The 21131-nt window shown below is 73.1% G+C and carries 23 protein-coding genes; 18 read left to right on the top strand and 5 right to left on the bottom strand.

Features of this window, described 5'->3' with window-relative positions:
* The 13 genes from ACFVXK_RS00665 to ACFVXK_RS00605 all read left to right on the top strand — a co-directional run.
* On the top strand, positions 1 to 1040 hold a 1040-nt coding region (locus tag ACFVXK_RS00665), incomplete at its 5' end, for a histidinol dehydrogenase (protein WP_389608999.1).
* A gap of 11 nt (positions 1041 to 1051) precedes the next feature.
* Complete coding sequence (locus ACFVXK_RS00660) at positions 1052 to 2296, top strand: aspartate aminotransferase family protein (RefSeq protein WP_389608997.1); 1245 nt, start codon at positions 1052 to 1054, stop codon at positions 2294 to 2296.
* A complete protein-coding gene (locus ACFVXK_RS00655; protein ID WP_389608995.1) occupies positions 2293 to 2649 on the top strand; it encodes a cupin domain-containing protein in 357 nt (118 codons plus the stop codon). Before ACFVXK_RS00660 ends, ACFVXK_RS00655 begins: the two co-directional genes overlap by 4 nt.
* Entirely contained in the window at positions 2646 to 3509 is an 864-nt protein-coding gene (locus ACFVXK_RS00650; RefSeq protein WP_389608993.1) for a hypothetical protein, read from the top strand. Before ACFVXK_RS00655 ends, ACFVXK_RS00650 begins: the two co-directional genes overlap by 4 nt.
* 32 nt (positions 3510 to 3541) lie before the next feature.
* Positions 3542 to 4750: an MFS transporter gene (locus ACFVXK_RS00645; protein WP_389608991.1), complete on the top strand. Its 1209-nt coding sequence runs from the start codon at positions 3542 to 3544 to the stop codon at positions 4748 to 4750.
* A gap of 24 nt (positions 4751 to 4774) precedes the next feature.
* The gene (locus tag ACFVXK_RS00640) at positions 4775 to 5800 is read left to right on the top strand and encodes an ABC transporter substrate-binding protein (protein ID WP_389608989.1); all 1026 of its coding nucleotides are present in this window, start codon (positions 4775 to 4777) and stop codon (positions 5798 to 5800) included.
* The gene (locus tag ACFVXK_RS00635) at positions 5797 to 6645 is read left to right on the top strand and encodes an ABC transporter permease (RefSeq protein WP_389608987.1); all 849 of its coding nucleotides are present in this window, start codon (positions 5797 to 5799) and stop codon (positions 6643 to 6645) included. The genes ACFVXK_RS00640 and ACFVXK_RS00635 overlap by 4 nt, the downstream gene beginning before the upstream one ends.
* Positions 6646 to 6655: 10 nt before the next feature.
* On the top strand, positions 6656 to 7429 hold the full coding sequence (locus ACFVXK_RS00630; protein WP_389608985.1) for an ABC transporter ATP-binding protein: 774 nt from the start codon (positions 6656 to 6658) through the stop codon (positions 7427 to 7429).
* Positions 7426 to 8643, top strand: a complete 1218-nt coding sequence (locus ACFVXK_RS00625) for a phosphotriesterase (protein WP_389608983.1) — start codon at positions 7426 to 7428, stop codon at positions 8641 to 8643. Before ACFVXK_RS00630 ends, ACFVXK_RS00625 begins: the two co-directional genes overlap by 4 nt.
* 64 nt (positions 8644 to 8707) lie before the next feature.
* A complete protein-coding gene (locus ACFVXK_RS00620; RefSeq protein ID WP_389608981.1) occupies positions 8708 to 9937 on the top strand; it encodes an acyl-protein synthase in 1230 nt (409 codons plus the stop codon).
* Positions 9934 to 11298, top strand: coding sequence for an acyl-CoA reductase (locus ACFVXK_RS00615; protein ID WP_389608979.1), 1365 nt, complete (start codon positions 9934 to 9936; stop codon positions 11296 to 11298). The genes ACFVXK_RS00620 and ACFVXK_RS00615 overlap by 4 nt, the downstream gene beginning before the upstream one ends.
* A 108-nt stretch (positions 11299 to 11406) precedes the next feature.
* Positions 11407 to 11916, top strand: coding sequence for a DUF2809 domain-containing protein (locus ACFVXK_RS00610; protein WP_389608977.1), 510 nt, complete (start codon positions 11407 to 11409; stop codon positions 11914 to 11916).
* Positions 11906 to 12490, top strand: a complete 585-nt coding sequence (locus tag ACFVXK_RS00605) for a DinB family protein (protein ID WP_389608975.1) — start codon at positions 11906 to 11908, stop codon at positions 12488 to 12490. Before ACFVXK_RS00610 ends, ACFVXK_RS00605 begins: the two co-directional genes overlap by 11 nt.
* Positions 12491 to 12588: 98 nt before the next feature.
* On the opposite strand, the gene ACFVXK_RS00600 is transcribed toward ACFVXK_RS00605, so the two are convergent.
* Both ACFVXK_RS00600 and ACFVXK_RS00595 read right to left on the bottom strand, forming a co-directional pair.
* Positions 12589 to 13155 carry an RICIN domain-containing protein gene (locus ACFVXK_RS00600; protein WP_389608973.1) on the bottom strand — a complete coding sequence of 189 codons (567 nt, stop codon included), beginning with the start codon at positions 13153 to 13155 and terminating at the stop codon, positions 12589 to 12591.
* A gap of 40 nt (positions 13156 to 13195) precedes the next feature.
* On the bottom strand, positions 13196 to 13795 hold the full coding sequence (locus tag ACFVXK_RS00595; RefSeq protein WP_389608971.1) for an RICIN domain-containing protein: 600 nt from the start codon (positions 13793 to 13795) through the stop codon (positions 13196 to 13198).
* Positions 13796 to 13949: 154 nt separating this feature from the next.
* Between ACFVXK_RS00595 and ACFVXK_RS00590 the strand changes: the two genes are divergently transcribed.
* Positions 13950 to 14891 carry an ArsR/SmtB family transcription factor gene (locus tag ACFVXK_RS00590; RefSeq protein WP_389608969.1) on the top strand — a complete coding sequence of 314 codons (942 nt, stop codon included), beginning with the start codon at positions 13950 to 13952 and terminating at the stop codon, positions 14889 to 14891.
* 48 nt (positions 14892 to 14939) lie between these two features.
* Here ACFVXK_RS00590 and ACFVXK_RS00585 read toward each other — a convergent pair whose 3' ends face one another.
* Positions 14940 to 15428, bottom strand: coding sequence for a GbsR/MarR family transcriptional regulator (locus ACFVXK_RS00585; RefSeq protein WP_389609025.1), 489 nt, complete (start codon positions 15426 to 15428; stop codon positions 14940 to 14942).
* Positions 15429 to 15497: 69 nt separating this feature from the next.
* Between ACFVXK_RS00585 and ACFVXK_RS00580 the strand changes: the two genes are divergently transcribed.
* The 4 genes from ACFVXK_RS00580 (at position 15498) to ACFVXK_RS00565 (ending at position 19598) form a co-directional block, all read left to right on the top strand.
* Positions 15498 to 16409, top strand: a complete 912-nt coding sequence (locus tag ACFVXK_RS00580; protein ID WP_389608967.1) for an ATP-binding cassette domain-containing protein — start codon at positions 15498 to 15500, stop codon at positions 16407 to 16409.
* Positions 16406 to 17980 carry an ABC transporter permease gene (locus tag ACFVXK_RS00575; RefSeq protein ID WP_389608965.1) on the top strand — a complete coding sequence of 525 codons (1575 nt, stop codon included), beginning with the start codon at positions 16406 to 16408 and terminating at the stop codon, positions 17978 to 17980. Before ACFVXK_RS00580 ends, ACFVXK_RS00575 begins: the two co-directional genes overlap by 4 nt.
* A 163-nt stretch (positions 17981 to 18143) precedes the next feature.
* Positions 18144 to 19097 (top strand): esterase/lipase family protein, encoded by a 954-nt coding sequence (locus ACFVXK_RS00570; protein ID WP_389608964.1) that lies wholly within the window; start codon positions 18144 to 18146, stop codon positions 19095 to 19097.
* A 60-nt stretch (positions 19098 to 19157) separates the two neighbouring features.
* Positions 19158 to 19598 carry an SRPBCC family protein gene (locus ACFVXK_RS00565; protein WP_389608962.1) on the top strand — a complete coding sequence of 147 codons (441 nt, stop codon included), beginning with the start codon at positions 19158 to 19160 and terminating at the stop codon, positions 19596 to 19598.
* A 26-nt stretch (positions 19599 to 19624) separates the two neighbouring features.
* Here ACFVXK_RS00565 and ACFVXK_RS00560 read toward each other — a convergent pair whose 3' ends face one another.
* Positions 19625 to 20158 (bottom strand): AAA family ATPase, encoded by a 534-nt coding sequence (locus ACFVXK_RS00560; protein ID WP_389608960.1) that lies wholly within the window; start codon positions 20156 to 20158, stop codon positions 19625 to 19627.
* A gap of 9 nt (positions 20159 to 20167) precedes the next feature.
* On the bottom strand, positions 20168 to 21007 hold the full coding sequence (locus tag ACFVXK_RS00555) for a helix-turn-helix transcriptional regulator (protein WP_389608958.1): 840 nt from the start codon (positions 21005 to 21007) through the stop codon (positions 20168 to 20170).
* Positions 21008 to 21131 lie beyond the last annotated feature (124 nt).

Here is a 21131-nt window from a genome sequence, read left to right as displayed (position 1 = left end):
GCCTGCGGGCCAGCATGGACGCGCACCGCCGCGTCAACGAGGCCTTCCTCGCGCCCCCGGCCGAGGTGTCCGTCGCCGACGGGATCACCACCCGCCTGGAGCGCCGCCCCGTCGGCAGCGCGTGCCTGTACGTGCCGGGCGGACAGGAACGGTACCCCTCCACGCTCGCCGGCCTCGCGGTGGCGGCGAAGGTCGCCGGGGTGTCCCGCGTCACCGCCGTGCTGCCGCCGGAGGACGACGGGCTGCCCGACCCGGCCGCCTGCTGGATCGCCCGCAGCGCCGGCATCGAGCACCTCGTCGCCGCCAACGGCCCGACCACGATCGCCGCGATCGCGCTCGGCACCCCCACCCTGCCCGCCGCGGAGCTCATCGTCGGGCCCGGCGGCCCGCACGTGGTGGCGGCACAGCAGCTGGCGGGGCTCCAGGGCATCGGTGTGGGACCCCAGTTCGGCCCCACGGACTGCACCGTACTGGCGGACGACACGGCCGACCCCGGCCTCCTGGCCGCCGACCTGCTGACCGAGTCCGAGCACGGCCACGCCCCCCGGCTGGTCCTCGTCACCTGGCAGAAGTCCGTCGTCGACGCGTTCACCGCCGAGATCTCGGCCGACGAGGAGGCCACGGCCATCTGGCGGCGGTGCGGCACGATCGTGCTCTGCCGGGACGAGGCCGCCGCCGTGCGCACCGCGAACACCCTGGGCGGGGAACAGATCCAGCTGGCCGTCTCCGCCGAGCGAGCCGAGGAACTCCTGCCGTCCGTCTCGGCGTTCTCCGCGATCCAGGTCGGCCAGCGGACCGGCATCTCGGCCGCCTACATGACCGGTGCCCCCGGCTGCCTGCCCACCGGGCGATCGGCACGCTCCCATTCGGCCGTCACCGCGGAGACCTTCCGCCGCACCGTGGTGATCTCCCGCATCGGCACGTCCGCGCAGGAGCGCCTCTCCCAGCTGATCGACCCGCTCGCGGCGTACGAGGGGTTCCCGCGGCACGCGCACTCGCAGCGCCTGCGCGTCCCCGCCGCCGCCCCGACCGACAAGTGAAGGACCCGCTCATGGACCTGCTCTCCGGCCGCTTCAGTGAAAGCGACACCTACATCACCTCCGCCTCCGGGCCCTGGCTCACCACCGCCACCGGCAAGCTGACGGACTACCTCCTGGGCAACTGTTCCCAGTTGCTCGGGCACTGTCATCCGCGGGTCGTCGACGCCGTCCAGCGGCAGGTGGCCCGCTCCGTCAACGTCGGCGACAACCGCACCCACGAGTCGTACCGGCTGGCCGAACGCATCACCAAGCTGGCCGGCAAGGACGCGATACGCCTGGTCAACAGCGGGAGCGAAGCCGTGCACTGCGCGCTGCGGGCCGCCCGCGCCGCCACCGGCCGCCAGCTCGTCCTGAAGTTCGAGGGGCACTACCACGGGTGGTTCTCCGAGGAGATCTCCCGCTTCGTGCCCGATCTGGAGTACGGCAGCGGCCTGCCGGACGGCGCCGGCGAACGGATGATCGTCGTCGAATGGAACGACCGCGCGGCCGTCCAGGAGGTCGTCGCGCGCTACGGCGACCGGCTCGCGGCCGTCCTGTGCGAACCCATGCTCTGCCACGCCGGGCCCGTCCCCGCCGACGAGGGCTTCCTCGCCTTCCTGCGGGAACAGGCCACCGCGGTCGGCGCCCTGCTGGTCTTCGACGAGTGCATCACCGGATTCCGCCTCGCGCCGGGAGGCGCGCAGGAACGCTTCGGCGTCACCGCGGACCTCGTCACCTACAGCAAGGCGATCAGCGCCGGCTTCCCCATCGGGATCTGCGCCGGAACGGCCGAGGCGATGGCGCCGCTCGCCAGCGGCGCCGCCTACCAGGCGGCCACGTACGACGCGAACTCCGTGTCGGTCGCCGCCGCCCACGCGGTCCTCGACGTCCTGGAGAGCGAGCCGGTCTACCAGCGGATCGCCGAGCACGGCACCCAGCTGCAGCAGTTCATGGCGGCCGAGCTGGCGCGCAAGGGCGTGCCCGCCGTGTGCCAGGGAGACACCTCCGTCTTCCAGTTCTTCTTCACGGACGCCCCCGTTCGTACCCACGCCCAGGCACTGGCCACCGACACCGAGCTCTACGGGTACCTCGTCCAGGAACTCCAGGCCCGCGGAGTCAACATCTTCAAGGGCGATCTGCGGCCCAACCCGCGTGCGAGCTGGCTGTCGCAGTGGTTCGTGAGCGCCGCCCACGACCAGCAGGCGCTGGAGTGGACGACCGACGCCTACCCCAAGGCCCTGGACGCCGCCCTCCGTCTGCGGGGTGCCTCCGCGTGAACGACAAGCAGGTCTGGCTGACCGAGACGATGTGGATGCGCAACCTGGCCGACCTCGGCACGATCTCCATGGACTTCCTGGAGATCCTGCCCGGAGCGCTGCGCACACCGGTGGTCCACGACGACGGCGAGGAGATCCTCTACATCCTCGACGGCGAACTGGAGATGCACCTCGGCGACGAGAAGTTCACCGTCACCCGCGGCGACGTCATCCCGGTTCCCCGGCACGTACCGCACGGAAGCCTCAACCGCAGCGACGCCGTGGTGCACATGCTCGCGGTGAACTCGCCCGCGTTCCGCATGGAGGACGAGAAGGAGGCCGCACCGACGGCCACGGAAGCGGAGCAGTCATGACCACGGCGACCCAGCAGCAGCCGGCCGTCCCGGCCGAGGACCGCTCACCGCTGCGCAACGTCTACCTCCTCGACGATCTCACCGGGCTGATCCCCACCCTGCCGCGGGCACGGGAACTCGGCCCGGACGCGGTGGCCCGGGCGGTCGGAGCGGTACGCCGCTGCGTGCTGAACGTGGCCGCACTCATCGACCTCGACCACATCGCCGTCGAGCTCATCAGCTGGGACCACGCACTGGCCGAATTCCTGGCCCGTACCCCCACCCTGCCCGCACACGACGTCGCCGTCGTCATCGGTTCCGGGGGCAGGCGCTTCGCCGACCAGCTCGAACAGCAGGGCCACCGGCTCGCCGGGCGCGTCGACGTGCCCGCCGCCAAGATCCTCTCCGACTCCGGTGACGCGTTCTTCTCCGAACACCACGTGCTGAGCAGGGACGGATCCGCCCTGGAGGTCGTGCTCCCCGGCCACAAGGAGCGCGTGCTCGTCGTCGACGACTGCGTGCAGACCGGAGGCACCCTGACCGCCGTCGCCGACGCGGCCGGCGTGACGAGCGGCTCCGTGGTGACGCTGGTGTGCAACGAGTTCACCCGCCGCCGCCGCGAGGCGGACGGCTGGGCCATCGACTTCGGCACCCTGCTCCCGGGCGAGACCTACCCGATGTCGTACGCCACGGACCTGTTCTGCGTCCGCGACTTCCTGGTCGAGACCGCGGTCCGCTTCGCCGACGGCACCTCCACCTCCTACGCCTCGGGCGGCGACTGGCTCGCCTTCCTGCACGGCACCCGGGCGGAGGAGGCCCGCGCCCACTGGACGCGGACCCGGGACCTGCTGGACGACCTCGGCCTGCTCGGGCAGATCTGACCAGGCCCCGCCGGACAGGAAAGTAGGACATCGTGCGATTCCCCACGCAGGTTCTGCCGCGCTCGCCCAGCGTGCGCGTGCTCGCGGCCGCCACCCTCATACGCTCGGTGGGCCACGGCCTCTTCTTCACCCTGAGCGTGCTGTACTTCGCGCACACGGACGGGATGTCGGTCCGCCTCGTGGGGATCGGCATGACCGTCGCCGCGGTGGCCGCCATGGCGGCGAGCGTCCCCGCGGGACACCTCGCCGACGTGTTCGGCCCCCGGGAGGTCTCCTCCGCCTTCTTCTTCGTGCAAGGCGTCGTCACCTGCGCCTTCGTGTCCGTCCACGGCTTCGGGTCCTTCGTCGTCGTCGCGGTCCTCGCCGGCGTGGCGGAGTCGGCCGGCGGTGCGGCGTTCGGAGCGGTGGTCGCGGGCATCACCGAGGGCGCCGAGCGCGTCCGGGCCCGCGCCTACCTGCGCTCGGTGACGAACGCCGGAATCGCCGCCGGCGCCCTCGGCGGTGGCGCCGTCCTGGCCGGCGGCGCCCGGTCCGCGCAGGCCTGGGGGCTCGTCGCCAGCGGGATCCTGTTCGCCGCCGGAGGCCTGCTCCAGATGCGGCTGCCCGCGCTCACCGGCGGAGGAGGGCACGTGCGCTCCTCCCCCTGGGCGGTCTTCGCCGACCGCCGCTACGCCCTGATCGGACTGCTCAACGTCGCACTCGTCCTGAACGTAGGGCTGCTCACCGTCGCGCTGCCCCTCTGGATCAGCGAGCGGACCGCGGCACCCCCCTCGCTCTACGCCGTGCTGCTCCTGATCAACACGCTGGGCGTGGTGCTGTTCCAGGTGCGGGTGAGCAAGCGGGCCTCCGACGTGCGGGGGGCCGCCCGCACCTCCCGGCTCGCCGGCATCGCCCTGCTGACCTGCTGCGCCCTCTTCGCCTGGTCCGGGGACGCGCCCCTGGGCCTGGCGGTGGTCCTGCTCGTCGCCGGCACCGCCGTCCACGTGCTCGGCGAACTCCTCTACAGCGCGGGCGCCTGGGCGCTGTCGTACGAACTCGCTCCGGAAGGCGCCCACGGGCAGTACCAGGGGTTCTTCGGCATGACCTCCCAACTGGGCTCCGCACTCACCCCGGTGGCCGCGACGAGCCTCATCATCGGCTTCGGCGGAACCGGATGGCTGGTCTTCGGGCTCCTGATGCTCCTGGCCGGTGCGGCCGTTCCCCTGGCGGTGCGCGCCGAGCGCCGACCCGTCACCACCTGACCCCTCTTTTGGAGAGTCCCCCGCATGTCCTTCCTCCAGCACCGCACCGCCCACGCGCTGCTCGCGGTCTCCCTCGTCCTCACCGCAGGATGCGGCGCAGGCGCAGCGGAGCGCTCCAGCGGGCCGGTGACCATCCCCGCCTCTCCGGAGCCCGGCACCTTCCGCCTGGGGACCCAGCCCTGGATCGGGTACGCCCCGTGGTACATCGCCCAGGACAAGGGCCTGGCGAAGGAGCACGGGACCGCCCTGGAGCAGGTGAACTTCACCTCGGACGACCAGCTCAACGCGGCCCTGGCCAGCGGGAAGATCGACGGCGCCAACGTGTCGTCGCACACCGCGCTCAACCTGATCGCCGCCGGCGTCGACATCCGCATCGTCATGCTCGAGGACGTCAGCCTCACGGCCGACGCGGTCCTCGCGTCCTCCGGCACGACGGACATCAAGGCCCTCAAGGGCAAGAGGGTCGCCTACGAGGAGGGCACGACCAGCGACATCCTGCTGCGCTACGGGCTGCGCCACAACGGCATGTCCCTCGACGACGTCCAGCGGGTGCCCATGTCCGCCACGGACGCCGGAAGTGCCTTCGCCGCCGGCAGGGTGGACGCGGCGGTGACCTACGAGCCCTACCTCTCGGCGGCCCGCGCGAAGCAGCCAGAAGCCCGCCAGGTGTACTCCGCCGCCGAGAAGCCCGGGCTCATCTCCGACGTCCTCGTCGTCCGCGGCGACGTCCTGGGCAAGAAGCCGGGCCAGGTCGCCGCACTGGTGAAGACCTGGAACGCCGCGATCGACGCCTACGCGGCCGATCCGCCCTCCGCCCGGAACACCATGGCCCGCGGCATCGGAGCCGACCCCGGTCAGCTCGGCACCGCGTTCGACGGCATCAAGTACTACGGCCGCGCGGAGAACGCGGGACAGCTCAAGGGCACCTACGCCGCCTCCGTCCTCCCCGACGTCGCCGCGGCCGCCAAGGAAGCGGGCCTCCTGCAGCGCGACGTCGACGCCCGCTCCGCGGTCGACGACCGCTACCTGGAGAGCGGGGCGACCCGGTGACCGACCTCATGGACCAGAAGGAGACCACCACGGTCCGCCCGCCCGGCGAACCGGCCGCGCCCGCGCCGCCCCCCACGGCGCGGACCCGCCGCGTGCCGCCCGCGGCCCTCTCCGTCGCGGCGTTCCTCGTCCTGCTCGGCGCGTGGTGGACGAGCACCGCCACCGGCTGGGTGGACCGGATCTTCCTCCCCGGCCCGGACGCCGTGCTCGCACGGCTCGCGGACCTCTCGGCCGGCGGCGAGCTCTGGGAGGACCTGGGGGTGTCCGTCTACCGCGTCGGCGTCGGCTTCGCCCTCGCGACCCTCGCCGCCCTGCCGCTCGGCATCCTGATGGGACGCTTCCCGCTCTGGGCCGCCTGCGTCGAGCCCGTCGTCGACTTCATCCGCTACATGCCCGTCGTCGCCTTCGTGCCGCTGACGATCCTCTGGGCCGGCACGGACGACGGCCAGAAGTTCCTCATCATCGTCATCGGCACCTTCTTCCAGCAGGTCCTGCTGTTCACGGACAACGTGCGGCGCACACCGCGGGAGCTCGTCGACGTGGGCCGCACCCTGGGACTCGGACACGCGCGGATCCTGCGGCGGATCGTACTGCGCGCCTCGGCGCCCGCCCTCTGGGACTCCCTGCGCGTCAGCCTGGGCTGGGCGTGGACGTGGCTCGTGGTCGCCGAACTCGTCGCGGCCACCTCGGGCCTCGGCTACCGGATCACCCTCGCCCAGCGCTACCTCTCCACCGAGACCATCATCGGCTACCTCCTGGTGCTGGGCCTGGTCGGCCTCGTCACCGACCAGCTCCTGCGCCGCGCCGGGCGCCTGCTGTTCCGCCCGGCCGAGCTCCGCGCCTGAAAGGACGGCAATGCACTCCGACACCGCACACCTGCGACTGCGGCAGGTCTCCGTCGCGTACGGCGGCACCACGGCCGTCGCCCCCCTCGACCTCGACATCGGGCACAACGAGTTCGTCTCGCTCGTCGGCACCTCCGGGTGCGGCAAATCGACGCTGCTGGGCGTCGTCGCCGGCCTCGTCACCCCCACCACGGGCACCGTCACCCTCGGCGCGCAACACGTCCGGGGCCCGGGCCGCGACCGCGGCATGGTCTTCCAGAAGTACACGCTGTTCCCGTGGATGACGGCCCTGCAGAACGTCGAGTTCGCCCTGCGCGACCAGCCCGGCCTCTCCCGCGCCGAGCGCCGGGCCCAAGCCGCCGACCTGCTGACCCAGGTCGGCCTGGGCGATCGGGCCGACGCCCACCCGGACCAGCTGTCGGGCGGCATGCAGCAACGGGTCGCGATCGCCAGGGCCCTGTCCTACCGGCCCGAAGTGCTCCTCATGGACGAGCCGTTCGGCGCCCTCGACGCCCTGACCCGGCGCGTCATGCAGGACCTGCTGACCGGCCTGTGGGAACGCCACAGGCTGACCGTCCTGTTCGTGACGCACGACATCGAAGAGGCCGTCTACCTCTCCGACCGCGTCCTCGTCATGAGCGGAACCCCCGGCCGCGTCCGGCGCGAGATCACCGTTCCCCTCAGCCGGCCCCGGCGTCGTGACCTGACCTCCGACGACGGATTCCGCAGCGCCTGCGCCGAGGCGTACGAGGCCATATACGCGACCCCGGAGGCCGGCGCATGAACGCGACGGGAGAACCGGTGCCCACCTGGACACCCCGAACGGTACGCGGCACCACCCCCGCGTCGTCCTACGACACCGTGCTCGCGCACGAACACGTCTTCATCGACCTGCGCTGCTGGCTGGACTCGGACGACCCGCTCCACGACGTGCTGGGGGACCAGCGCGTGCACGCCGGCAACCTGGAACTCGTCCGGCAGAACCCGTTCGCCTGCCCGGACAACCTCGTCCTGGACGACATGGAGCTGGCGGTCCGCGAGCTGACCCGGCTGGCCGAGGCCTCCCCCCGTCCCCTGCTCGTCGACCTCACCCCGGACACCACGGGCCGCGACCCGCGACGCCTCGCCGAGGTCTCCGCACGCACCGGCGTCGACATCATCGCGGGGTGCGGCCCGTACATCGACGGCTCCTGGCCCGACTCCCTGCGCCGGGCCACGCCCGAGCAGCTGGCGGACGCCATGGTCGCCGCCCTGACCGACCCCGACCACCCCGCCGGCGTCATCGGCGAGATCGGTACCGGCAGCCCGGTCACCGAGTGCGAGACCACCGCTCTCATCGCTGCCGCGCAGGCCCACCGGCGCACGGGCGCACCCGTCTTCGTGCACCTGCACCCCTGGCACCCCGAGGGCGCCGCCTCGCTGGACATCCTCGAACGGCACGGCGTGGACCCCGCGCGCATCAGCCTGTGCCACCTCGACGTCCGCGGCCCGGCCGACATCCCGCTCCTCACCTCCCTCCTCGACCGCGGCTGCCACATCGCCTTCGACATCTGGGGGGACGAGCACCAGTACGGCCGTGTCCGCATGCCCAAGGACACCGAACGGCTCCGCGCCCTGCTCCGGCTCATCGAGCTCGGCTACGGAGACCGCCTGACCCACTCCCACGACGTCTGCACGCGCACCCAGCTGGCCGAGTTCGGCGGAGTCGGCTACGACCACCTCCCGCGCAACCTCCCCGGATGGCTCCGCGACGCGGGACTCGACCCGGAGACGGTCCACCAGCAGCTCGCGGGCAACGCCCTGCGCTTCCTCGGCATCTCGCCGCGGCCGGCCGCACCGGAGCCCGTCACCCCGCCCCTACCGGACTGGTTCAGGCGGGCGGTCCCCGGCCTCGCCGAGACCGGCTCCGGCCGACCGTCCAAGTACCGGATCAAATTCGCCCCGCCACGCCGTCTCCACTCCCGCGACCTGCGACGGACCGCGTACGGGCATGCCTGAGCGCCGACCGCCCGGCCCCTCCCCGCGCCGGGACGCACGTCCACCACGACCAGCAGGGACCGCCATGCCCACCGCCTCCGCCCCCGGCGCCCCCGCCGGGGCCTCCGACGCCGAACTGACCCGGCGACTGCCCACCCTCGGAAAGTACTTCCGCCCCCTCCGCGTACCGGACCCCGTCGCACTGCCCCGGGTACAGGAGCTGTGCGACATCGACGACCCCTTCCGCGGCGACGCGGCCGCCGACTCCCTCTTCGTCGAGGCCATGCAGGAGATCAACACCTGGCACGCCGTGCGCAACCCGCTGTACGGGGCCCTGTGGCAGGGCGCGGAGGCGGAGCGGATCGGCGGCATCGACCGGATCACCGACCTGCCCTACATCCACGTCAACCTGTTCAAGCGGCACGCGCTCAGCTCCATCGACGACGACGCCAAGGCCCTGCGCCTGACCTCCTCCGGCACGGGGGGCCAGAAGACCGAGATCGGCTTCGACGCGTGGTCCATAGGATCCGCCCAGCGCATGGACGCCTGGACCATGAAGGCACTCGGACTCATCGACGTCGAACGCCCCGCGAACTACCTGGTCCTCGGCCACGAGCCCGACCCGCGCCTCACCGTGGGCGCCGCACACGGCCTCAACGAACTGTGCGACTTCGCTCCCGTGGCGTCCGCCGTCCACGCGCTGCGGAACACCGGGGAGGGACACGAGTTCAACCCGACGGGCTCCGTCGACGCCCTCCTCGACTTCGCCGCGCGCGACGAGCCCGTACGGATCGTCGGCTTCCCCGCCCTGCTGCACGCCGTCCTCGAACGGATGGAGACGATGGGCGTTCCTTCCCTGGACCTGCCGGCCGGATCCCTGGTGATCACCGGGGGCGGCTGGAAGGGCCAGGCCGACCGGTCCATCGGCCGGATCGAGTTCCGCGAGACGATCGGGCGCCGGCTCGGCATCGCGGACGAGCGGATCCGGGACTGCTACGGATCGGTCGAGCACTGCCTGCCGTACATCGAGTGCGCCGCGCACCACTTCCACGTACCGGTCTGGTCCCGCTGCGTCGTGCGTGACGTGCGCACCCTGGAACCGGTGGGCCACGGCGTCCCCGGCTACCTGCAGTTCGTCTCGCCCTTCATCACCGCGCTGCCCGCCCACTCGATCCTGATGGCCGACCTCGGCACCCTGCACCCGCCGGGCGATTGCGGGATCGCCACACCGTGGTTCGAGGTCCACGGCCGGGCCGGCGTGCGCCGCAACCGCAACTGCGCCGTCGCGGCCGCAGAACTCCTGGAGGTCCGGTGAAGACCGTCCCGCGCACCACGCCGTACTACTGGCAGGGGGAGTGGGTCGACGAGCAGGAGGCCGGCCGCCGCCTCGGCGGACTGGGCGGCATCCTGCCCGCGCTGCCGGGCCCGCTGCACGCCGAGCACGTCCTGGCGGCGTGCGGGAGGCTCGCCGCCCTCCTCGCGGACCGGGACGGCGACACCTACCGCCGGCTGTTCGCCGACCTCACCGACCCCGTCACCACGGCCCTGCCCGCCGCCGACGCGGAGCTCGCACTCGCCGGCCTCGCCGCGGCCCTGGCCCCCGAGCCGCTGGGCGCCCAGCTGGTCGCCGAACTCGGAGGCACGGCCCCGCACCGCCCGGTCGCGGCGCACTTCGCGCAGGACGCGCTCGAACTGTGGCAGCCGATCGGCACCCTGGTCCACATCGCCCCGAGGAACGTGGCCGTGGGCGGCGTGTTGAGCGTGGTCGAAGGGCTCCTCGCCGGCAACGTCAACATCGTCAAGACCAGCGGCAGGGACGGCCTCTTCACCCAGCACGCGCTGGCCGCCCTGGCCGACGCCGACCCGTCCGGACAGCTGCGCGGCCGGCTGGTGGTGCTCCGCTTCCCCTCCCGCGACACCGCCTGGCTGCGGGAGCTGTGCCGTCCGGCCGACGCGGTGGCGGTCTGGGGCACGGAGGAGGCGGTCGAGGGGGTCGCACGGTTCCTGCCGCCGGGATGCCGACTGGTCGAATGGGGTCCCAAGATCTCCTTCGCCTACCTCGACCGCACGGGGGCGCGCCAGGACGAGGGGGCGCTGCGGGCCCTGGCCCGCGACATCCTGCGCAACGGCCAGCGCACCTGCACCAGTCCGCAGGTGGTCTACGTCGACACGGCCGACCGGCAGGCCCTCTTCGCCGAAGCCGGGGCCCTCGCGGACGCACTGTCGCAGGAGGCGGCCGGCTTCCCCGCGCTGCCCAGGGAGACCGCCGAGCAGGCGGAGATCACCAACGTGGTCACGGTCGCTCACCTGGAGGAGCACCTGGGCCTCACGCGCACGTTCCGCGCACCCGACGGCTCCTGGCACGTCCTCGCGGACACCCGGTCCGCACTCACGGCCTCCCCGCTGTTCGGCACGGTGTGGGTCAAGCCCCTGCCGCGGGAGGACATCGTGCGGGTCCTCCACCCGATGCGGCGCTACCTGCAGACCGTGGGCCTCCACGCCGCAGGGAGCGACACGGTAGCCCTGGCCACCGAATTCTTCCGTGCGGGGGCCCTGCGCGTCGTGGAACTCGGAACCATGCTGGAGACCTACGCGGGAGAACCCCACGACGGCCAACTGGCCCTGCAGCGCTACAGCCGCCGCGTCAGCATCAGGCCCACCGCCGGCAGGGCATGAGGGAGCCGGGTGCGTCGTGTCAGCGCCCCCATGCCGGCGCGACGCTCGACGCCTGGCGATGGGCCGGCCCCCGTCAGGCCCGCCTCGGGCATCCGGCACCATGGCCCGATGTCCTCCGCACCCACGAACCCCGACCCACAGCGCCCGGACCCCGCCGCATCGGACCGCGCCACCGCCCGGTCGGCCCGCACCCGCGCGGCGGCGTTGGCCGCCGCCGCGGTGACCGTCGTCGCCGGGCTGGGGCTCAGGGCGGTGGCGGCGGGGGAGTCGGCCAAGTCCGGCGGGGACGCGCTCTACACGGTCCTGCTTCTGACGCTCACCGTGGCTTGCGCCCCGCGGCTGTCGCCCGCGCGGGCCGCCACGATCGCGCTGGCCGCCTGCTGGGCGGTGGAGTTCCTCCAGCTCGGTCCGCTGCCCGCGGAGCTCTCGCGGCGCAGCACCCTCGCCCGTCTCGTGCTCGGCTCGACCTTCAACGCGCCCGACCTGGCCTGGTACGCGGTCGGCGCCGCCGCGGGCTGGCTGGTCCACTCCGCGCTGCGACGGGCCGGGCGCCGGACCGTTCAAGGGATCTTGAGACCGAGAGCCGCCCGTGGCAGGCTCGTGCCGCATGATCGATGAATGCGCCAAGGACCACCTGCACAAGAGGCTGCGGCGGGACCGCGAGGCGCTGCTGTGGAAGCTCGACGGCCTCTGCGCATACGACGCGCGCCGCCCGCTGACAGCGACCGGGACCAACCTCCTCGGCCTGGTCAAACACGTGGCCACGGTCGAGGCCAGGTACTTCGGCGAGGTCTTCGGTCGTCCTTCCCCGGAGCCGCTGTGCCGGTGGCAGGACTCCGACGGCAGCGATCAGTGGGCGGCCGAGGACGAGACGCCCGAGCAGATCGCCGCGTTCTACCGCCGGACGTGGGAGCACTCGGACGCGACGATCGGCGAGCTCTCCCTCGACGCCCCCGGCCACGTGCCCTGGTGGCCGGAGGCGCATCCGAACACGAACCTCTTCGCCGTCATGGTCCACGTCCTCGGCGAGACCGTCCGGCACGCCGGGCACGCCGACATCCTGCGCGAGGGCGTCGACGGCCGGACCGGGCTGCGCGCCGAACACGAGCAGCCGATCGACGAGGAAGCCCGCGCCGCCCGCTTCGCGAAGATCGAGCGGGCTGCCAGGGCAGCCGTACCAACCAAGCCGTAGAGGTCGGCCGGCTCTGCCCGGCGCCCCGTCTCGCGGCTCCGGGGGGACGAAGCCGCGAGACGTAGGTCAACGGCCTCCGGTGGCCGGCCGGTCGGCGGTCAGGCGGAGGTCGTCCACCGCTGCTCGGCGCCGCCGTAGCAGGGCCACTGGACGACCGGGGCGCCCGGCGTCGTGCTCGACGCGCCGACCGCGGCGCACAGGCCGCTCGCCCGGTTCCGCATCTGGGCGAAGCCCGTGTCCGGGTTCCGGTCGAAGTACCACGTCTGCTCCGCCCCGTTGTCGCAGCCGTACTGGATCAGCTGGACGCCGGCGTTCGGTGAACTCGCCGGATCGGCGAGGCACTTGCCGCTGTTCTTGTTCACGAGCTCGTAGCCGCCACCGGAGTTCGGCATGGGGTAGAGGCCCCAGTACTGCTCGGCGCCGCCGTAACAGGACCACTGGATGATCCCGGCCCCGCCCGCCGTACTCCCCGCGCCGACCGACAGGCAGTGCTGGCTGTTGTAGTTCCAGAGCTCCACGATCTCCCCGTCCCTGAGCGAGGAGGACGCGATCGCGGTCGGTGCCGACGCCGAGGCCGGCGCCACCCCCGCCGCCAACGCGATCGCGGAGGCGAGCCCCGCGACCCCCGCACCGAGCTTCCTGCGGGTGCGTTCCACTGCGTTCATGCGTGTTCCCTCCCTGTCGTGTCGAGACGCGTCGGAGGCGTCACGCGGTCCGGACGTCCCACCACTGCTGGGACTGGAAGTTCTTGCCCCACAGCTGGGCCCGGGCGCCGTTGCCGGGGACGTTGGTGTCGCGGTCCAGCACGGTGTTGTTGCCGTTGTTGAAGCGGACGTTGTAGATGGCCAGGTCCCCGGAGGGGTGGTACCACTGCTGCTGGGTGGTGCCGTTGCACTGCCACAGCTGCACCCGGGTGCCGTTGCCGCCGCCGCCGTTGGTGTCGGCGTCCAGGCACATGCCCGGGAACCGTACGCTGCGCAGGCTGCCGTCGCTGGACAGCAGCCACTCCTGCTGGGTGGTGCCGTTGCAGCCCCACACCTGGACCTTGGTGCCGTTGCCGCCGGCGTTGGCGTCGGCGTCCAGGCACTGGCCCGGAGTCGCCCGGTACAGGCTGTAGATCCGGACGTAGACGCCCGCGGCGAGGGAGCCGGCCCGGGCGCCGGGCGCCTGGCCCTGTTCCCAGGCCACGTGGTGGGTGGCGGGCTCGGCGGCCTGGGCGGATGCCGCTGTCGTGGCACCGGCGGTGAGGGCTGCCACGGCGGTGGCGACGGCCGCGACGGTGGCCAGTTTCTTGTGAACGGTCACGGGTCCTGGATTCCTTCCGGGGTCGGTCTGTGCGGTGAATCCAGGAAATGCCACGCCGATCGACCGGTCGAATGATTCGATTTCTTTCGAAGGGACTGGCGAAGGGAGAACGCGTGTGATCCGGATCCGCCTGGGCGCCCGGGGACTTGGGGGCGTGAGGTTCGCGGTCTCACCGGTGGGCTCGGCCAAGGACCTGCTCCGCCTCGTCTGCTTCAGCCCGGGAACCCTGGCCCCGCCCTGGCGGGCCAGGGCCACGGACGCGCTGACCCGGCACCGGCTCGGGCTGCTGGCCGTGGTCGGCGGCGGTGGCCCCCTCGGTTGCGCCCCGGACTTCCTGCGGCCGGAACCCGCGGCCTTCCTGACCGACATCGACACCGCGCTGCACCAGATCGCGACGACCCCGCAGGAACAGGTCCGCCACGAGCTGGCCGGGGCCGTCAACGGCCACTCCTGGGATCCCGCTTCCGGCCACTCGGCGCCGCGGCGGCTCCTGCAGGCCCTCGACCGGGGGGAGGAGCACTTCGCGCACCGACTCGCCGACGAGATGGGGCGGTTCTGGCAATCGGCACTGAAGCCCTCGTGGCCGGCCATCCGGGCCCGGCTGGAAGCCGACGTCACCACCCGCGCCTCCGAGATCGCCCAGTACGGCCTCGCCGAGGCCCTCAACCGGCTGGCCCCGAACCTGGAATGGCGCGACGGCGAACTGCTCGTCCACCCCGGCCCGGACAGCGCCCACCAGCTGACGCTGGACGCGGAAGGGGTGATCCTCACGCCGAGCGTCTTCGTCGACTGCGCCCTCTTCTGCGCCGGGGAACCGTCCGGGACGCCGGAGCCGCGCACTCCGCTCATCGTCTATCCCGCCGCGCAGGTCGACTGTCTTCCGCCCGCCCAGGACCACCCGCTGATCGGGGAGATGTGGCGCAAGCTCCTGGCCGAGCTGAGCCAACCGCGTTCCACGACGGAGATCGCCCAGCGGCTCTACCTGAGCCCGGCCACCGTCTCCTACCACCTGCAGATCCTGCACCGGGCCGGCCTCGTCACCCGTGCCCGACGCTCCCGGCAGGTGTTCTACCAGCGGCTCGGGGCCGCGATGTAGGCGTACCGGCCCAACACGTCTGGAACGCGTCGAAGCGACGGGGCCCGGCTAGGGGAGGCCGAGGGTGGCCCGGTGGGCGCGCCAGCGGTCCATCACGCCGTGCATCTCCTGTTCGAGGAACGCGAAGAACGCCGCCGTCTCCGCCACCCGCGCCCCCGCCGGGGTGTCCCTGCCCAGGCCCGACGCGCCCTCGCGCAGGGTCTGCTCGAAACGGGCGAGGGCCTGGTCGCGGCGGGTGAAGGTCTGGTACCAGAGCTCGTTGTGGAGCACGTAGCGGTCCCGGCGGGAGCCCGGTTCGCGCTCCCGGCTGACCATGTTGACCTGGGCCAGGTAGGCGACGGCCCCCGATACCGCCGCCGGGCTGATCCGCAGGGCCGCGCCGAGCTCCGCCGAGGTCATCGCGCCGCTGTCGCTGGCCAGCAGGCAGGCGAAGACCCGGGCGGCCATGCGCTGCATGCCCGCCTCGGTGAGCTGCGCGGCGAACCGCTCCACGAAGCGGGAGACCGCTTCCCCGTCCCTGGTTCCGTCGTCGTCCATCGTCACATCCGAGACTTTACGCGATTCGCTATCTTCACAACTTTGTGAAATGAGCGTACGTTCGGAACCATGACGAAGGCCATCAGCGTCGCCGGGCTCCGCAAGGCGTTCGGCCGCACCCGTGCCCTGGACGGGCTCGACCTCGACGTCGCGACCGGCGAGGTCCACGGATTCCTCGGCCCCAACGGCGCCGGCAAGTCCACCACCCTGCGGATCCTGCTCGGCCTGCTGCGCGCCGACGCCGGGACCGCCACCCTGCTCGGCGGCGACCCGTGGGCCGACGCCGTCACCCTCCACCGCCGCGTCGCCTACGTCCCCGGCGACGTCACCCTCTGGCGGGACCTCACCGGCGGCGAGGTCATCGACCTGTACGGACGCCTGCGCGGCGGCCTCGACCGGGCCCGGCGGGACGACCTGGTCGCACGGTTCGAACTCGACCCCACCGGGAAGGGCCGCACCTACTCCAAGGGAAACCGCCAGAAGGTCGCCCTGGTCGCGGCCTTCGCCTCCGGCGCGGAACTCCTCGTCCTCGACGAGCCCACCTCCGGGCTCGACCCGCTGATGGAAGAGGTCTTCCGGGACTGTGTGACCGGGGCCCGGGACGCCGGCCGCACCGTCCTGCTCAGCTCGCACCTGCTCAGCGAGGTCGAGGCCCTCTGCGACCGGGTCAGCATCGTCCGCGCCGGCCGCACCGTGGAGAGCGGCACCCTCGCCGCCCTGCGCCACCTCACCCGTACGTCGATCACCGCCGAGCTCGCCGGACCGCCGAACGGCATCGCGCACCTGCCCGGCGTCCACGACGTCGAGGTGCGCGGGCCGCGGATCAGCCTCCAGGCCGACACCGGCGGACTGGACGCCGTCCTGCGCGCCCTCACCGCCTCGGGCGTCCGCTCGCTGACCGCGACCCCGCCCACGCTGGAGGAACTCTTCCTGCGCCACTACGCCCCGGAGGGCCGGCCGGACGGGGTGAGCGGGCGGTGAACGGGCCGCTGACCGGCACCGGGACGCTGCTGCGGCTGGCGCTGCGCCGCGACCGGGTCACGGCGCCGGGCTGGGTGCTGGTGGCCGGGCTGCTGGTGGTGAGCATGCCCCGCGCCCTCGGCGCCGTGTACGCCACCGGCGCCGAACGGGCCTCCGTCGCCGCCGCGATGAACGCCAACGGCTCGATGCGGGCCCTGTACGGGCCGGTGTCCGGCGAGTCCCTCGGGGCCCTCACCGCCTGGCGGGCCGGGGTGTTCGGGGCGGTGCTCGCCGCGGTGATGAGCCTGGTGATCGTCGTGCGGCACACCCGCGAGGAGGAGGAGACGGGCCGTCACGAGCTGCTCTGCTCCGGGGCGGTGGGCCGCCGGGCCCCGCTGACGGCCGCCCTCCTGGCGGCGCTGGCCGCCGACGTGGCCGTGGCGCTGCTGATCGCGGGCGGCCTCGCGGGGCAGGGTGCGGCCGGGGCCCTCGCGCTCGGACTGGGCACCGCCGGGGCGGGGCTGGTGTTCGCGGCCGTGGCGGCCGTCGCCGCCCAGCTGACCGGGAGCGCCCGGGCCGCGAGGGGACTCGCGGCGGCCGTGCTGGGGGCCGCGTTCGTACTGCGGGCGGCGGGCGACGCGGGAGCCCCCGACGGCAGGTCGGCCCTGACCTGGGCCTCGCCGCTGGGCTGGCTGGAGAACGTACGGGCCTTCGCGGGTGAACGCTGGTGGGTGCTCGGGCTGTTCGCGGCCGGGGCGGTGGCGCTGGTGGCCGCCGCCTACGCACTGGCGGGCCGCCGCGACCTGGGCACGGGCTTCCTGCCCGCCCGGCCGGGCCCGGCCGAGGGGCGGCTCGGTTCGGCGGGGGCACTGGCCCGGCGCCTCCAGCGGGGGGCCGTACTCGGCTGGAGCGCGGGCTTCCTGACGGCCGGGGTGGCCTTCGGGGGCATGGCGGACGGGGTCGCCGAGGTGGTCGGCGGCAACGGGCGCACCCGGGAGATCATCGAGCGGATGGGCGGGCGGAGCGGGCTGACCGAGGCCTTCCTCGCCGCGATGGCGGGGCTGCTGGGCATGGCCGCCGCGTTGTTCGCCGTCTCCTGCGTCCTGCGGCTGCACGGCGAGGAGACCTCGCAGCGCGCCGAGCCGCTGCTCGCGCAGCCCGTCGGCCGGTTGCGCTGGGCCGGGGGCCACCTGGCCGTCGCCTGCGCGGGCCCGGCCCTGATCCTGCTCCTGGCCGGGCTCGGACTGGGCCTCGGGCGCGGCGGGGGTACGACCGCCACGGTGGGAGCCTGCCTGGCGCAGCTCCCGGCGGTGTGGGTCTTCGGCGGGCTGGCCGCCCTGCTGTACGGGGCGGTTCCGCGGTACGCGGCCGTGTCCTGGGCGGTGGCGGGTGCGGCGCTGGCCCTGGGCTGGCTGGGCCCCGCCCTCGACCTGCCGCGACCGCTGCTGGACCTCTCGCCCTTCGCCCACCTGCCGAGGCTCCCCGGTCCCGGAGGCTGGGAGCCGGTGCCGCTCCTGGTCCTCACCGCCCTGGCGGCGGCCCTGACGGCGGCCGGCCTGGCGGCCCTGCGCCGCCGCGACCTGACGGCGTAAGCCCGCCGTACCCGGTGGACGGCGGGTCGGGGCGGGTGCCGTGCGAAGGGTCCGTTTCGGCCATCTCGCCCGTCCCCCTGTCGAATGGTCCACGCCTATTGGATACTGCCGCTATCCAATCGATGAGATGCTTCTCTCAGGGGGACTCGTGAGGCGAACCGTCTTGCACACACCCGGATACGTCAGCGCCGTCTGTGCCGCCGCCGCGGCGACGGTCCTGGCCACCTCCACGTCCGCGGCGGCGGAGACCGGACCCGAGCAGGACAACTTCTTTCCCGCCATGGTCCATTCCATCCTCCACCTGGACATCGATCCGCCGGGCGCCAACGACTGGAACTGCCGTCCCGGCGCCGCCCACCCGCGCCCGGTCGTCCTGGTCCACGGGACCTACGAGAACCGCTACAACAACTGGGCCCGCATGTCCCCCGAGTTGAAGGCCCAGGGCTACTGCGTCTACGCCCTCGACTTCGGCGACACCGACGACGCCGGGGTGGCCGTCGCCCCCACCGTCAAGGGTTACGGAGACATCAGGAAGTCCTCGAAGGAGCTCGCCGCCTTCGTGGACAAGGTGCTCGCCGCCAGCGGCTCCGCCCAGGTGGACCTGGTCGGCCACTCCCAGGGCGGAACCCTGTCCCGCTGGTACCTCAAGGCCGACGGAGGGGCGACCCCGGCCGACCCGTCGAAGAACAAGGTCAAGAAGGTCGTCCAACTGGGCGCCACGAACCACGGCACCACCATGAGCGGCATCGAGACCCTCGCCGACGTGATCCACATGCAGGAGCTCGGGGAGAAGACCCTCGGGGTGGCAGGCGTCCAGCAGTACGAGAAGTCCGAGTTCATCAAGGAGCTCAACGCCGACGGCGACACCGTTCCCGGGGTCGACTACACCGTGATCGCCACCAAGTACGACGAGATCACCACCCCCTGGCAGAGCACGTTCATGACGGCGGGCCCCGGAGCGACGGTGCACAACGTCACCTTGCAGGAGGGCTGCTTCGTCGACTTCTCCGCCCATCTGAGCATGTCGTACAGCCCGCGTGCGATCGGACTGGTCACACAGGCCCTGGACCCGTCGGCCCCGGCAGCTCCCTGTGTGCCGAGGGCGCCCGCCTTCTGATCCCGTCCCGAAGCCGCCTCGCACGCGCAGCGGACGGCGCCGATTCCGTACGATCGTGCCGTGGCCGCCTTTTCCTTCGAACGCACGTCCCCGCTCGCCCCCGAGGAGGCGTGGCGCAGGCTGACGCAATGGCCCCGCCACGCCGAGGTGGTGCCGCTGACCGGCATCGAGGTGCTCACCGCGGAGCCGACCCACGAGGGAACGCGTTTCGTGGCCCGGTCGGGCGTCGGGCCGGTGGCCGTCGACGACGTCATGGAGGTGACGGTCTGGCGGCCGCCGGTGGGCGACGAGCCGGGCATGTGCCGCCTGGAGAAGCGCGGCCGGGTCGTCCTGGGCTGGGCGGAGATCGAGGTCCGACCGGGGCCGGCGGGCGGCAGCCGGGTGGTGTGGCGGGAGGAACTGCGCGTCCGCTTCCTGCCCCGCCTCTTCGACGGCGTCCTGAACCGGGCGGGCCGCCTCATGTTCGGCCGCGCGGCGACCCGACTGCTCAGGAAGGCCTGAACGACCGCGGACAGCCAGGGCTGCCGCTACGGCAGGCGGCGGTCGGCGGTCCCACCGAGTCCGAGCACGGCCTCTGCGGTCTCCTCGGCGGTCAGGCCGGTGGAGTCCAGGACGTTCTTCTCGTACGGGCCGAGGTCGGCGAAACCGTCGTAGATCCCGTTGAGGGTCTGCCGGTCGGTGAGCGGGTGCCCCGGGCGGGACGTCCCGCGCTCCAGTGCGACTTCCCGGTCGGGCCGCAGCACCACGTAGACCAGTCCGACACCTGCGGCCTCCGCCGCCTTCTCGTACGCTTCCAGGAACCACGGCCCGACCACCCCGTCGACCACGGTGTGGTAGCCCCCGGCGGCGTAGCCGGCGGCGGCTCGGGCGATCACCCCCGTCACCGTCCGGTTCTGTTCGTGAGCCTCCGGCAGGTAGGGCGCCAGCGCCCCCTGCTGGATCGCCGCGTAGAAGTCGTCCGTGTGCAGGTGCACGCTGGGCGAGGGTCCGCTCCGGGCCAGGATGCGCGCGACGGTCGTCTTTCCTGATCCCGAGGGCCCGCTCACCACGATGATCTGCATCGTCCCACCCTAGAGGCCGTCGCGGACGAGGCGCAGGGCGCGCCGATCGCCGCCGAGCAGGCGGAGGGCCTCGAAGCTCGGGCTGTCGGGGTCGGCGTGGTAGACGATCAGCTGCTGTCCGGGGGCTTCGCGGACGTCGAAGGCGTGGTAGGTCACGTGCAGGTGCCCGACGTCCGGGTGGAGGAAGTGCTTGGCCGCGCGGGTCTTGCCGCGCACGGTGTGCGTGTTCCACAGCCGGGCGAAGTCCGGGCTGCGTGCGCTGAGTTCCCCGACGAGGGCACGAAGGCGCCCGTTGCGGGGGTCCAGGCCCTCCGCTTCGCGCAGATGGCCCACGACGGCCTCGGCCGTCCGGTCCCACCGGGTGTGGAAGGAGCGGCCGGCCGGGTCCAGGAAGACCATCGCGGCCAGGTTGTCCGCCCGCTCGAAGGGGGAGTACAGGGCTTCGGTGAGGGCGTTGGCGGCCAGGATGTCGAGGGTGGGGCCCGTGACGAACGCCGGGGTGTCGCGGTAGCCGTCGATCAGCGTGCGCAGGGCGGGACCCACCCGGCTCGCCGCGGCCGGGCTCGGACGGCCCGGCACGCTGCCGGCGAGCCGGTGCAGATGCGCCACGGTGTCGGCGTCCAGCAGCAGGGCGCGGCCCAGTGCCTCCACCACCTGCGCCGAGGGGCGCCGCTCACGCCCCTGTTCGAGCCGGGTGTAGTAGTCGGCGTTCACCCCGGCCAGTACGGCGACTTCCTCGCGGCGCAGCCCGGCGACCCGGCGCATGCCGTGGTGCGCCATCCCGACGTCGCCGGGGCCGACGGCGGCGCGGCGCGCACGGAGGAAGTCCCCCAGGTGGTTCTCGCTCACCGCCCCAGGCTAGGCGACCGGCTCCGGCGGTGCCTGGGTGTGCCGCACCCGGGCACCGTGCGGCCTGGGCGGCGGCCGGACCCCGGCCCAGACTCGGTGCCCTACCGAGGGAACCACCGAGGGA

The organism is Streptomyces sp. NPDC058157 (assembly GCF_042884105.1).
In the GTDB taxonomy this organism is placed as follows: Bacteria; Actinomycetota; Actinomycetes; order Streptomycetales; family Streptomycetaceae; genus Streptomyces.
This window is presented reverse-complemented; position numbering and strand designations above follow the sequence as displayed.